This window comes from Janthinobacterium sp. 13 (genome assembly GCF_002749695.1).
In the GTDB taxonomy this organism is placed as follows: Bacteria; Pseudomonadota; Gammaproteobacteria; order Burkholderiales; family Burkholderiaceae_D; genus Janthinobacterium; species Janthinobacterium kumbetense.
Map to the genome: position 1 here is coordinate 3,471,178 of NZ_PEEQ01000001.1, position 12,879 is coordinate 3,484,056.

A 12,879-nucleotide genomic window follows, 5' to 3' on the forward strand; every position below is an offset into this window, starting at 1 on the left:
TTAAAATAAAATCCTGGTGATTTTTAAATTTACCATTCTGTGATAATTTGATAGATTTCTTTGGTGGGATTAATGTAGAATTTTCTTTTGATTGTCAAATTTTCAAAGATGTTTTTCGTGACATGAAAAAGAGGTAAATTTCAAATGGCCTGAAAATCAGGATATTTTTCGCATATTTTTTTAAAAAGATATGGTTTGCTTATGCATGAGACCTTTCTTGATTTTTGGATTCCATTTTGATAAATTTTAATATTTTATGCCAATGAAAATAATCATCGTATTGCATTCTGAAAGACAGGGGCATATGGTTTTGGAATGCGAGGTCACGGTCTGATTTGTAAAGTGCAGCACTCTTGCATAACAAGGTTCAGTTTTGGCTGATTAAAACTATTTTTCGAAAAGCAAATCATCTTGCGTGATCAACCCAGCGCCCCGGCTATCGAGACCAGCCCCGTCCAGCCAGTCCAGCAACTGTTCCGCCAGCAAGCCATCGAGCATCTGGGCAATAAACAATACGGCACCGTATTGCTGGCGCGGCCCGTCAGCCATGTATTCCTGACCTGGCTGTTCCTCGCTCTCGCGCTGGCCATCGTCGCTTTCTTCATCTTCTTCAGCACCACCCGCAAGGCGCAGTCGCAGGGCGTGCTGCTGCCGACCAGCGGCGTGATCCGCGTCATGCCGGGCCAGGCGGGCGTCATCGCCGGGGTGCGCGTCAAGGAAGGGCAGGCCGTGCGCGCGGGCGAAGTGTTGTTCGTGCTGTCGGGCGAGCGCAGCAGCGCCAATGCGGGGGCGCCCCAGCAAGTTGTCTCGACCCTGCTGAAAAGCCGGCGCGACAGCTATGACGCGGAATTGCAGCAGTCGCGCCTGCAATCGCGCCAGCGCATGGCGGCGGGACAGCGCCGTGCCAGCGACCTGGCGGCGGAAATCGCCCGCATGGACGACCAGATCACGCTGCAGCAACGCCGCATTACCTTGGCGGAACAGTCCTACCAGCGCTACGGCGACCTGCACGCCACCCATTACATTTCGTCAGCGCAACTGCAGGATAAGCAAGCCGAGCTGCTGGACCAGCACCAGCGCCTGGCGGAATTGCAGCGCATCAAGTCGGCCAGCCAGCGCGACCTGGCCACCACGGAAGCGGACGTGCGTGACTTGCAGGTGCAAGCCCAGCGCGACACGGAAGGCTTGCAGCGCAATGTCTCCGCCATCGAGCAAGACCTGACGGAGAACGAGGCGCGCCGCGAAATCCTCGTGCGCGCGGCGCAGGATGGCATGGTCACGGCCATCACCACCGAACTGGGGCAAACCGTGGCGGCCAACAGCGTGCTCGCCTCCGTGCTGCCGCAAGGCGCCCAGCTGGAGGCGGAAATCTACGCGCCGTCGCGCTCGGTCGGCTTCATCAAGCCGGGCATGACGGTGTTGCTGCGCTACCAGGCGTATCCGTACCAGAAATTCGGCCAGTATCCGGCGCTGGTGCGCGAAGTGGCCAGCACCTCGCTGCGACCCGAAGAGCTGGCGGTGCCGGGCGCCGTCAGCGGCACGAATGGCGAACCCTTGTACCGCATCCGCTTGAGCTTGCAGCGCCAGAGCGTGCAGGCGTATGGCGAAACCCTGCCCCTGAAGTCGGGCATGCTGGTCGATGCCAGCGTGCTGCTGGAACAGCGCCGCCTGTTTGAATGGGTGCTCGAACCCCTGTTCAGCATTTCCGGGCGCCTGTAAGCCCACCCGCTCTCTTTTCACTTTTTACGTCTGCGCCGCATGCATTTTCCTGATCTCGCCCACCTGTCCTTCTGGCGCAGCCAGCGCCTGCCCGTCCTGCTGCAAACGGAAGCGGCCGAATGCGGCCTGGCCTGTTTGTCCATGGTGGCCAGCTACTGGGGCCACCAGACCGACATTTCCAGCATGCGCCGGCGCTTTTCCGTGTCATTGAAAGGCGTGACTTTAAAAGGGCTGATGGCGATGGCGCAGGGCCTGGCCCTGCATACGCGCCCCTTGAAACTCGACATGCAGCATTTGCCCGAGCTGAAACTGCCCGCCATCCTGCATTGGGATTTGAACCATTTCGTCGTGCTCAAGTCCGTCTCCGGCAGCCATGTGGTGATTCACGACCCGGCCGTGGGCGAGCGCCGCCTGCCGCTGGCTGAAGTGGCGAAACATTTTACGGGCGTGGCGCTGGAGCTGACGCCCACCGCCGAGTTCAAGAAGGCCGAGGAAAAGCAGCAGTTTTCCCTGCTGTCGCTGATGGGGCGCGTGGTGGGCCTGAAGCGCGGCTTGCTGCAATTGCTGGTGCTGGGCCTGGCCTTGCAGGTGTGCGCGCTGGTGGCGCCGTTCTACATGCAATGGCTGGTCGATGAGGCCTTGCTTGCCGCCGACCGCGACCTGATCACCGTGCTCGGTTGCGGCTTCCTGTTGCTGGTGCTGGTGCAGACGGCCATCGGCGCCGTGCGTTCCTGGATCACCACGGTGCTGGCCACGAATTTGAATCTGCAATGGCTGGGGAATGCCTTTGCCCATCTGCTCAAGTTGCCGCTGCCGTACTTCGAGAAGCGCCACACGGGCGACATCGTTTCGCGCTTCAATTCCATCCAGACCATGCAGCGCAGCCTGACGACGCAATTTGTCGAGGGCGCCATCGATGGCGTGCTGGTGCTGGCCACCCTGGGCATGATGCTGGTCTACAGCCCGCTGCTGGCGGGCGTGGCCTGCATCGCCGTGCTGCTGTATGTGTTGCTGCGCTGGATCTTGTTCAAGGCCATGCGCGAAGCGACGGCCGAACAGATCATCCATGCGGCCCGGCAGCAGACGCACTTCCTGGAATCCGTGCGCGGCATCCAGAGCATCCGCCTGTTCGGCCGCGCCACGGAGCGCCGCGCCAGCTGGACCAACGCGCTGGCCGACCAGTTCAATGCCGACCTGCGCATCGCCAAGCTGTCCGTGTCTTACCAGACGGCCAATACTTTGCTGTTCAGCGCCGAACGGGTGATCGTCATCTGGATGGCGGCGCTGGCCGTGCTGGACAACCGCTTCTCGGTGGGCATGCTGTTCGCGTTCATCAGCTACAAGGACCAGTTCAGCCAGCGCATGGCCAGCCTGGTCGATAAATTATTTGAGCTGCGCATGCTGCGCCTGCATGGTGAGCGCGTGGCCGACATCGTCCTGACCGATGCGGAAACCGATGGCAGCGACGTCGAGGTCGACATGGACGATATCTCGCCATCGATCGAGATCCGCAACCTCACCTTCCGCTATGCCGCCAGCGAACCGAATGTCTTGAGCGGCCTCAATCTGAGCATTCCCGCCGGCCAGTGCATCGCCGTCACGGGCCCGTCCGGCTGCGGCAAGACGACGCTCATGAAGTTGTTGCTGGGTTTGCTGGAACCGACGGAAGGCGAAATCCTCATCGGCGGCATCCAGCTGGGCAGCCTGGGCTTGACGAACTACCGGCAATTGCTGGGTACGGTCATGCAGGAAGACACCTTGTTTGCCGGCTCGATCGCCGACAACATCAGCTTTTTTTCCCCGTCGCCGAACGACCAGCAAATCCAGGTCTGCGCGCACCTGGCCGCCGTGCATGCGGAAATCGCCGCCATGCCGATGGCCTTCAATACCCTGGTGGGCGACATTGGCAGCGGCCTGTCCGGTGGCCAGAAACAGCGCATCCTGCTGGCGCGCGCCCTGTATAAGAATCCAAAGCTGCTGGTGCTCGACGAAGCGACCAGCCATCTGGACGTGTGGAACGAGCAAGCTGTCAATGCCGCGATCCAGAAAATCCAGCTCACGCGCGTGATCGTTGCACACCGCCCGGAAACCATCGCCATGGCGCAGCGGGTGGTGATATTACAGCAAGGAGTAATCGTTCAGGATGTGATGCAACAGGTTCAAGAAGCTGCATAGCGTACGCTGCCGGATAAAACATGAGACTGGCATTCCATTATAGTCAAGTACAGCTTACGCTATGTATTGGGATGAAACTGATGTATTTGTTGTGTGTCTTGCTTGCAACGTGAATTTTTTATTGAAAAAAATAACATATTCATTGAGATTGATGGCTATTTTTCAGGATGCCAGGTGCGCAGCCACTTCAGCATGGCCTGCTGGGTGGGATCGATGAAAGTCTTGGTCAATATGTCTAATTAAAAAATTTCCAATGAGGATTGAGTGGCCAATATCCTCCAATTTTATATTCTACTTTCTATATTATATTTAAAAAAGAAAAGTTAAATATTTTTTCATCATTGCTTAAAAATATTCTTTTTATGCTACTATTATTCTGCCTTGAGAATACTTCCATGGCATATAACCTTAGACAAAAGGAAATAGAATCATGCAAGAAATGAATATCAGTGAAGTTGAAGCTGTATCTGGTGGCTTGGGTCCTCTTGCTGCATTGGCAGTTGTTTGTGTTGTATTCGCTGTTGCAAAAATGATACTCGATTAATTGGTTTTTTCAAGGGATTCAAGTATGGATCCCTTGAATAGAGAATTTTCTATCCAATAAGTTACATGTTATCCATAGGCTATGGTTTATCTATGGTTCGGATTTTTATATTCAATATCAGATAAGCCACCAAGAATTAACGATGCCAAGAGCTGGTTTGGTAATCTGGTAAAAATGTGATGTGGTAGATGACGCATTGCCAGAGTCATGCATCCCTCATGAAGCAATGAGATGCGCCAAGCGTCGATACGTTCAATGAGCAGGCGTCTACCGTGAGCGCGAGAAATAAGGCTATGCCCGTGAGCTGCATGAGCCAAGTATGGGCAGCCAGATGGGGCAGGAACTCAGCCGGCAGGCATCCGCCATGCCCGCTGAACCATGCCTAGTGCACGAGCACCTTCAGCAGCGACTGCACTTCATCGTCCGATTCTTCCATGATGCTCGACAAGGTCGCATCGTCGCCGATCAGGCAATCGATGCTGCGCGCGGCGCGGGCGGCGCGCACGGCGATGGCGGCCGGGCTTTCGTTGAGGGGCGACGAGACGGGCGCCAGGTCATTCGCCAGCAGCAGGGTATCGCCCAGCGATTCGGGCGGGATGGCGCGCAAGCCTTCCCACAGCGCATCGATGGCGCCCATCACCGCTTCCGGCACCTTCAGTTTGGTCAGGACGCCATGGCCGATCGCTTGTTCGCCATGTTCGACCCAGTCTTCCGGTTCGCCGTCGAGGATGCCGGGGAATTCGGCCGCGCGCGACAGCAGATAAAAGCCGCCCACTTCATGCATGATGCCGGCAAACAGGGCCGTATCGGGGTCCACCTTGGTGACGCGGCGGGCCAGTACCTGCGACAGGGCCGCCACGTGGGCCGTATGCTCCCACAACTGGTTGGCCTTCGCTTGCAGCACGGGATCAGTGATGGTGCTGCCCAGCTGGCGCACGATCAGCGATGCCACCACCGACTGCAGGGTACGCACGCCGAGCCGTTGCACGGCGTTGCGCACGCTGGTGATTTCATTGCCGGACCGGTTGAACGCCACGGAATTGGCGATGGCCACCGTGCGCGCCGCCAGCAGCGGGTCAGCCTGCACCAGCTTGGCTGCGGCTTCGATATGGCAGTCGGGATCGGCCAGCGCCTCTTGCAGCTTGAGCGAAGCGTCCACATTGGCAGGAAAGGTCAGCTCGCCACGAGCGGCTTGTGCGGCGATGCTTTTAAAGGCGTCGAGTCTGTTCATTGAAAAAATTATACTCGCAATATTTCCGTGCGGAACTTTTTAACCATGATCTTTTCGCAAACAGCTTGGCAAAAGGCAAGCAAATGCCCCGGAAGCGAAAAAAGGCATGCCCCTGTATCGGTGGCATGCCTTTTTTCTAACGACAGCGTTCGTCACGGCGCTGGACCGGACCATCGCGAGCGGATGGGATTTGTGGCCGAGAAGCGCAACCGTACTTTAGTACGGGGGCGCCGAGCCGGTGAGCATCGCCGGCCGCAAAGCGCACCGCGCAGCAGGTCCTGTTTAGCGCTACTACAGAGCTTCGCTGAAGATGGCGTCACAGCCTTCAACCAGCTCGTCGCTGTCTTCCAGTTCATCCGTCAGGCCCAGGTCGAACAATTCCTCGACGGCGTTCATGAAGCTGTTGTGCTTGGTGGCGCCGATCAGGCGGTAGATTTCGCCGTCTTCGTTGCGCACGCCGATGATCAGTTTTTCCTGGCGCACCAGTTCCGGCGTGCTGGCGTTGAGCAGCAGGTTGCCGATGATGTGTTTATCGAAATGAGCTGGCTTTTTGCCTTCGAGCAGTGTGGTTTTCAACTTGGTTTCCTTTGTCTTGTTTGAATGTCTGTGCTTGGTGTATGGTCAGCCGTGGCCGTTGGCGATGGCGTGCTTCAAGCCCGCCAGGGTGGTTTCCAGGCGCATGAAATCGTCTTCGGTATAGCCGTCGAACAGGCGCTGGCCCTGCTTTGTCAGCTTGGGGAACACGTCATGGAACACGTGTTCGCCCTCGCAGCTCAGGCGCACGTAATAGGAACGCTTGTCGCGTGGACAACGTTCGCGGATCACCAGCCCCTTTTGTTCCAGCCGGTCCACCACGCCCGTCAAGGTACCCTTGGTGATCAGGGTTTTCTGGCCCAGTTCCTTGTAGGACATGCCACAGGTGTTGCCGAGCGTGGCGATGATGTCGAATTGCGCATGCGTCAAGCCGTACTGGCGCACGAAGTCGCCAGAAAACCGCTCGAAGCCTTGCATGCATTCGGCCAGCAGCCGGATACTTTTTAAATATCGTTCACCCATGGGGGGGATTATATCCTTCCGCCCCGCTTTTTTCCGCCGCGCCAGGATGTGCCCTTGCATGAGGGGCTCGATGGGGCGGAAGTCCGGTATCATGTGGGCAACTCAGCCCTTGCCCCTGGCCCGCCTCGCCGATGTCCTTCGCTAATCTTTCCCGTATCGGCCTCGACAAACCGCTGCGTTTGCTGCTGGTCCATGCCGGCGATGCCGAATCGATTACCTGGGCAGGCCTGGTGCAGCCGCTGCGCCTGTGCGCGCGGGCGCTGGGACCGGAAGCCCTTCAGCTGGACGTGCGCACGCCGGAACAGGTGGCCGCGCAGGGCGGCAACTGGCATATCGCACTGCTGGTGGCCGATGAAACGGAGGCGCCGCTGCGCGTCGAGCTGTGCCGGGCCGTGATCGAACGCTGTCGCTCGGCGCCATTCTGGGGCGGCGTGGGCGCTGCCGTGCTGTGGCTGGCCGACGCGGGCGTCATGGATGGCGTGCGCATCGCCTTGCCGTGGGCCTTGTATGCCGATGCGGAAGCGAAGGCGGAACGGGCCATCCTGACGCCGCACCTGTTCGACATCGACGGTCCGCACGTTACCTGCTGCGGCGGCGCGGCCAGCATCGACTTTTCGCTGACCCTGATCGAGACCATCTTTGGCGCCGACGTGCAGGCGCTCGTCAAGGAGGCGTTGTGCGTGGACAAGGTGCGCGGCAAGGAAGAGCGCCAGCGCGTGGCCCTGCAGGCGCGCTTTGGCGTGCTGCAGCCGAAATTGTCCGAAGCGGTGACCTTGATGGAGGCCAATATCGAGGAACCGCTGTCGACCGACGACATCGCCAGCCTGGTGGGCCTGTCGCGGCGCCAGCTCGAGCGCCTGTTCAAGCAATACCTGGGCAGCCTGCCGTCGCGCTACTACCTGGAGCTGCGCCTGCAGCGCTCGCGGCAATTATTGCTTGATACACATTATTCCATCGTGCAAGTTGGCCTGATGTGCGGCTTTTCCTCCGGTTCGCACTTTTCCACGGCTTTCGGCACCCTGTTTGGCAATACCCCGCGCGAAGAGCGGCAGCGCAAGCTGATGCCGCCGGCCTAGCCCCGCGTCAAGGCAGCTGTGATGAATTGTGAAAATCCTTGTCGCAGATTCAAAAGAGTTTTAGCATCCCGCTTTTTATAATGCAGTACACACGTAGCTGTCGTAGCTGCGGAGTACCTAACATATTGATGGGGAAATGCTATGAATGCCAAGCTTGATTCGACCGTAACGGCTCGTCCAGTCACCCGGGAAACCTTTGACCAGGTCCTCGTTCCTACCTACGCCCCTGCTGCCATGGTGCCCGTGCGCGGTTCCGGTTTGGATCTGTGGGACCAGTCAGGCAAGCATTACCTCGATTTCACCTCCGGCATCGCCGTCAACAGCCTGGGCCATTGCCATCCGGCCCTGGTCGATGTGCTGACCAAGCAAATCAATAATTTGTGGCATTTGGGCAACGGCTACACCAATGAGCCTGTCCTGCGCCTGGCGCTGGCCCTGACGGAAGCGACCTTCGCCGACCGCGCCTTCTTCTGCAACTCCGGCGCGGAAGCCAACGAAGCGGCCCTGAAACTGGCGCGCAAGTATGCGCACACCAAGTTTGGCGCGCACAAGTCGCGCATCATCTCGTGCTTCAGCTCCTTCCACGGCCGCACCCTGTTTACGGTCTCCGTCGGCGGCCAGGCCAAGTACACGGAAGGCTTCGAGCCGCTGCCGCCGTCGATCGACCACATCGCCTACAACGACATCGAAGCGGCGCGCGCCGCCATCGGCGATGACGTGTGCGCCGTGATCGTCGAGCCGGTACAAGGCGAAGGCGGCGTGGTGCCAGGCAATCCGGAATTCCTCAAGGAGCTGCGCGCCCTGTGCGACAAGACGGGCGCCCTGCTGATTTTCGACGAAGTCCAGAGCGGTATGGGCCGCACTGGCGCGTTGTTCGCCTACATGGGCTACGGCGTCACGCCGGACATCCTGACGGCCGCCAAGGCGCTGGGCAACGGCTACCCGATCGGCGCCATGCTGACCACGAATGAACTGGCGCAAACCCTGGCCGTCGGCACCCACGGCACCACCTACGGCGGCAACCCGCTGGCCGCCACCGTGGCCCTGACCGTGCTGGAAACGATCAACACGCCGGCGTTCCTGGCGCGCGTGAAAGAAGCGAGCGTCAACACCATCGCCATGCTGCAAGGCTTGATCACGGATTACCCGCAAGTGTTCTCCGTCGTGCGCGGCAGCGGTTTGCTGCTGGGGCTGGTAGTTACCGATGCCTTCAAGGGCCGCGCGAAAGACATCCAGAAAGCGGCCGAAGCGCAAGGCTTGATGGTGCTGATCGCCGGCATGGACGTGGTGCGCCTGGCGCCGGCCCTGATCGTCTCGGACGAACAGATCGCCGAAGCGGGCCGTCTACTGCGCGTCGCCATCGACGGCATGCTGAAAGCCTGAGGCTAGCCTCGCTCCCTGTTTGATCACCGGCCCGCCGCTTTGCTGCGGGCCGGCTTGGTTCTACCCGGGTTTTCAGCCCATGTATCGTCAGCATTGAAGGAGTACCCATGTATGTTGTCCGTCCGGTAGAAATCGCGGATATTGCAGCCCTCGAAGCGCTGGCCGCGGTAACCATGCCGGGTGTCCATACCCTGCCGAAGACGCGCGAAAAAATCGCCGCCTCCGTCGAGCGCTCCATCGCCTCGTTTGCCGCCCATGTCGACATCCCCAGCGAAGAATCGTATCTCTTCGTGCTTGAATCCCTGCTCGACAAGAGCATCGCCGGCACGGCCGCCATCTTCGCCTCGGCCGGCTCGAACGGCACCTATTTTTCCTTTCGCAACGACGTCATCCAGCAAGTCTCGCGCGACCTGAATATCAGCCACAGCGTGCATGCGCTGACCCTGTGTTCGGAGCTGACGGCGTATTCGCAGCTATCCGGTTTCTATGTGCGCAACATGGAGCAGGCGGGCCTGGAAGCGGCCCTGCTGTCGCGCGCGCGGCTGCTGTTCGCCGTGCTGGCGCCGCACCGCTTCGGCGACCGCTTCTTCGTGCCGCTGGCCGGCATCACGGACGCCAACGGCCAGTCGCCGTTCTGGGATGCGCTGGGCCGCAAGTTCTTCCAGATGGATTTCCTCGATGCCGAAAAAGTCATCGGCGGTGCCCGCAACCGCACCCTGATCGTCGAACTGATGCCGCACTACCCTGTCTACGTGCCGTTGCTGCCTGGCGATGCGCAGGCGGCCATGGGCCAGATCCACCCGAGCGGCGAACTGGCTTTCAATCTGCTGACGGAAGAAGGTTTTGAAGCCGACGATTACATCGACATCTTCGATGGCGGCCCGATCCTGCAGGCGCACAAGCATGCGCTGCGTTCGTTTACGGGCTCGCTCACGCGCCGCGTCGTCGCTGGCGTCACGCCCAGCCGCACGGGCCTGAAAGTCAATTATGCGGTCGCTTCCGGCGCCGAGCGCAATTTCCGCGCAGTCACCTTTGCCTGCGATGCGCTCGAAGCGCAGGACAGCGTCGGCTTGCCGGCCGATCTGCTCGAGGCGCTGGCCGTGGCCGAAGGCGACAGCGTCATTTGCGTGCGCATTTAACCGAGAGAACATTATGCTAGTAGTACGCGCCATCAACGCTTCTGACCTGGACGCCCTGTACGGCTTGGCCAGCCAGGTCGGCACCGGCATGACCACCCTCAAGCCGGACATGAAAATGCTGGGCGACCGCCTGGCCATCGCCTGCGCATCGTTCGCCGAAACCATCCCGCCCGAAAAGCGCGACTACATGTTCGTCATGGAGGATACGGATACAGGCCGCCTGGCTGGCGTGTGCGCCATCAAGGGCGCCGTGGGCCTGGAAGAACCGTTCTATAACTACCGCATCGGCACCCTGGTCCATTCCAGTCGCGAACTCGACGTGTTTACGCGCATGGAAACCTTGTACCTGTCGAACGACCTGACGGGCAGCACGGAACTGTGCTCGCTGTTTTTGCACCCCGATTACCGCAGCGGCAACAACGGCAAGCTGCTGTCGAAAAGCCGCTTCCTGTTCATCGCCCAGTTCCCCCACCTGTTCACGGAAAAACTGATCGCGGAGATGCGCGGCTACCAGGCGCCGGACGGCAGCTCGCCATTCTACGAGGGCCTGGGGCGCCACTTCTTCAAGATGGATTTCCACCACGTCGACGACTTGACGAGCCTCGGTAAAAAATCCTTCATCGCCGAGCTGATGCCGCGCCAGCCCATGTACGTGGCTTACCTGCCCGACGAAGCGCAGGAAGTCATCGGCAAGGTGCATCTGAGCACGGCGCCCGCGCGCCGCCTGCTGGAGCAGGAAGGCTTGCACTTCGAAGGCTATGTCGACATTTTCGACGCCGGTCCCGTGCTGCAGGCGCGCGTGTCCGAGTTGCGCGCCATGCGCGACAGCATGCCGGCCGTGCTCGACGCCGAGGCTGCGCCTGAAGTGTGCGGCGACGCCGTGCAGGCAGAGCCTTACCTGGTGTCGAACACCGACCTGAAAGATTTCCGCATGATCGTCACCAGCGCCAATCCGCACAGCGGCAAGATCGCGCTGGACGACGATGAACTGCATTTGCTGCGCTGCCATCACGGCGACACCGTGCGCACCTTGTCACTCAACCCGAGGAAGCATTCCCATGTCTAACGTATTTAATTCGTCTACCGCAGCATCGAACTTCATCAACGGCACCTGGCTGCCGGGCACGGGCCGCGAACTGGTCACCATCGACCCGTCGAACGGCAAGCAGACCTGGGCCAGCCTGGAAGCGACGGAAAACGAAGTGGAGCAGGCTTGCCAGTCCGCCCGCGCAGCGTTCGAAGCGTGGGCCGATACGCCCGTCGAAGAACGCATCGCCATCTGCGTGCGCTTCCGCGAGTTGCTGAAGGAGCACGCCGAAGTGCTGGCGCTGCTGATCTCGGAAGAAGTGGGCAAACCGCTGTGGGAATCGCGCACGGAAGTGGCCACCATGGCCAACAAGATCGATATCTCGGTGCAGTCGTACAACGCGCGCACGGGCATCACGCAAAGCAAGATCGCCGACGGCGACGCCGTGCTGCGCCACCGTCCGCATGGCGTGTTCGGTGTCTTCGGCCCATATAACTTCCCCGGCCACCTGCCGAACGGCCATATCGTGCCGGCCCTGATCGCCGGTAACACCATCGTCTTCAAGCCCAGCGAATATGCGCCGCGCACGGCCGTCAAAACCGTGCAGCTGTGGCAGCAGGCTGGCTTGCCGGGTGGCGTCGTCAACCTCGTCAACGGCGGGCGCGATACGGGCGTGGCCCTGGGTGCCAATGCGCACCTTGACGGCGTGCTGTTTACGGGCTCCTGCCAGACGGGCATCAGCCTGCACCGCCAGTTCGGCGGCCAGCCGGGCAAGATGCTGGCGCTGGAAATGGGCGGCAACAACGCCCTCGTCGTGTGGGACGTGAAGGACGTGGACGCGGCCGTGCACCACGCGATTTTCTCCGCCTTTGTCTCCGCCGGCCAGCGCTGCACCTGCGCGCGCCGCCTGGTGGTGCAGGACAACGCTGCCGGTGCCGCGTTTGTCACGCGCCTGGTGGAAGTGGCCGCGAAACTGGGCATCGGCGCGTCCGACGCCCAGCCGCAGCCCTTCATGGGTCCAGTGGTGTCCAGTGCCGTGGCCGCGCGCCTGGTGCAGGCGCAGGCGGATATGGTCGCCAGGGGCGGCACCACCTTGCTGCAGATGCGCCAGCTCAATCCGCAGGCGGGTTTTGTCACGGCAGGTATCGTCGACGTCACCGATGCCGCCGGCATCCCCGACGAAGAATGGTTCGGTCCACTGCTGCAGGTGATCCGCGTGGCCGATTTCGATGCGGCCCTGAAGGTGGCCAACGCCACCGAATTCGGCCTGGCCGCGGCGCTCTTGTCCGACGACCCGGCCCTGTGGCAAACTTTTCAAACGCGCGCTCGCGCCGGCATCATCAACTGGAACCGTCCGACGACGGGAGCGGCCAGCACGGCGCCGTTCGGCGGCATCGGCAAGTCGGGCAACCACCGTCCGAGCGCGTATTACGCGGCCGATTACTGCGCCTACCCGGTCGCTTCGATCGAGAACAGCGCGCTGGAAATGCCAGCCAAGCTGTCGCCCGGCCTGAATTTTTAAGGAAATC

General features: G+C 60.3%; 11 protein-coding genes. 8 read left to right on the forward strand and 3 right to left on the reverse strand.

Going from position 1 to position 12,879, the window contains the following annotated elements; all coding sequences use genetic code 11:
• Positions 1-411: 411 nt before the first annotated feature.
• The 3 genes from CLU94_RS15205 to CLU94_RS28060 all read left to right on the forward strand — a co-directional run bounded on the left by CLU94_RS15205 (position 412) and on the right by CLU94_RS28060 (position 4,438).
• The gene (locus CLU94_RS15205; protein WP_099666213.1) at positions 412-1,719 is read left to right on the forward strand and encodes an HlyD family secretion protein; all 1,308 of its coding nucleotides are present in this window, start codon (positions 412-414) and stop codon (positions 1,717-1,719) included.
• A gap of 39 nt (positions 1,720-1,758) precedes the next feature.
• Positions 1,759-3,894, forward strand: a complete 2,136-nt coding sequence (locus CLU94_RS15210) for a peptidase domain-containing ABC transporter (RefSeq protein ID WP_099666214.1) — start codon at positions 1,759-1,761, stop codon at positions 3,892-3,894.
• Between the two features lie 430 nt (positions 3,895-4,324).
• The gene (locus CLU94_RS28060) at positions 4,325-4,438 is read left to right on the forward strand and encodes a class IIb bacteriocin, lactobin A/cerein 7B family (RefSeq protein WP_143451431.1); all 114 of its coding nucleotides are present in this window, start codon (positions 4,325-4,327) and stop codon (positions 4,436-4,438) included.
• Positions 4,439-4,820: 382 nt separating this feature from the next.
• Here CLU94_RS28060 and CLU94_RS15215 read toward each other — a convergent pair whose 3' ends face one another.
• From CLU94_RS15215 to CLU94_RS15225, 3 genes are all read right to left on the reverse strand, one after another.
• A complete protein-coding gene (locus CLU94_RS15215; RefSeq protein WP_046684532.1) occupies positions 4,821-5,669 on the reverse strand; it encodes an HDOD domain-containing protein in 849 nt (282 codons plus the stop codon).
• Between the two features lie 291 nt (positions 5,670-5,960).
• On the reverse strand, positions 5,961-6,245 hold the full coding sequence (locus CLU94_RS15220) for a hypothetical protein (protein ID WP_070220679.1): 285 nt from the start codon (positions 6,243-6,245) through the stop codon (positions 5,961-5,963).
• Between the two features lie 45 nt (positions 6,246-6,290).
• On the reverse strand, positions 6,291-6,725 hold the full coding sequence (locus CLU94_RS15225) for a MarR family transcriptional regulator (protein WP_180278670.1): 435 nt from the start codon (positions 6,723-6,725) through the stop codon (positions 6,291-6,293).
• A 131-nt stretch (positions 6,726-6,856) separates the two neighbouring features.
• Between CLU94_RS15225 and CLU94_RS15230 the strand changes: the two genes are divergently transcribed.
• From CLU94_RS15230 to astD, 5 genes are all read left to right on the forward strand, one after another.
• Positions 6,857-7,801 (forward strand): GlxA family transcriptional regulator, encoded by a 945-nt coding sequence (locus tag CLU94_RS15230; RefSeq protein ID WP_099666215.1) that lies wholly within the window; start codon positions 6,857-6,859, stop codon positions 7,799-7,801.
• Between the two features lie 141 nt (positions 7,802-7,942).
• A complete protein-coding gene (gene astC, locus CLU94_RS15235) occupies positions 7,943-9,184 on the forward strand; it encodes an acetylornithine/succinylornithine family transaminase (protein ID WP_099666216.1) in 1,242 nt (413 codons plus the stop codon).
• Positions 9,185-9,291: 107 nt separating this feature from the next.
• The gene (locus CLU94_RS15240) at positions 9,292-10,323 is read left to right on the forward strand and encodes an arginine N-succinyltransferase (protein ID WP_034778925.1); all 1,032 of its coding nucleotides are present in this window, start codon (positions 9,292-9,294) and stop codon (positions 10,321-10,323) included.
• Positions 10,324-10,336: 13 nt separating this feature from the next.
• Complete coding sequence (gene astA / locus CLU94_RS15245; RefSeq protein ID WP_099666217.1) at positions 10,337-11,389, forward strand: arginine N-succinyltransferase; 1,053 nt, start codon at positions 10,337-10,339, stop codon at positions 11,387-11,389.
• The gene (gene astD, locus CLU94_RS15250; protein ID WP_099666218.1) at positions 11,382-12,872 is read left to right on the forward strand and encodes a succinylglutamate-semialdehyde dehydrogenase; all 1,491 of its coding nucleotides are present in this window, start codon (positions 11,382-11,384) and stop codon (positions 12,870-12,872) included. The genes astA and astD overlap by 8 nt, the downstream gene beginning before the upstream one ends.
• Positions 12,873-12,879 lie beyond the last annotated feature (7 nt).

Coding starts and splice junctions, on each gene's coding strand:
- CLU94_RS15240 (WP_034778925.1), top strand. CDS start 9,292: ATGTATGTTGTCCGTCCGGTAGAAATCGCGGATATTGCAGCCCTCGAA.
- CLU94_RS15215 (WP_046684532.1), bottom strand. CDS start 5,669: ATGAACAGACTCGACGCCTTTAAAAGCATCGCCGCACAAGCCGCTCGT.
- CLU94_RS15225 (WP_180278670.1), bottom strand. CDS start 6,725: ATGGGTGAACGATATTTAAAAAGTATCCGGCTGCTGGCCGAATGCATG.
- CLU94_RS15230 (WP_099666215.1), top strand. CDS start 6,857: ATGTCCTTCGCTAATCTTTCCCGTATCGGCCTCGACAAACCGCTGCGT.
- CLU94_RS28060 (WP_143451431.1), top strand. CDS start 4,325: ATGCAAGAAATGAATATCAGTGAAGTTGAAGCTGTATCTGGTGGCTTG.
- astC (WP_099666216.1), top strand. CDS start 7,943: ATGAATGCCAAGCTTGATTCGACCGTAACGGCTCGTCCAGTCACCCGG.
- astA (WP_099666217.1), top strand. CDS start 10,337: ATGCTAGTAGTACGCGCCATCAACGCTTCTGACCTGGACGCCCTGTAC.
- CLU94_RS15210 (WP_099666214.1), top strand. CDS start 1,759: ATGCATTTTCCTGATCTCGCCCACCTGTCCTTCTGGCGCAGCCAGCGC.
- astD (WP_099666218.1), top strand. CDS start 11,382: ATGTCTAACGTATTTAATTCGTCTACCGCAGCATCGAACTTCATCAAC.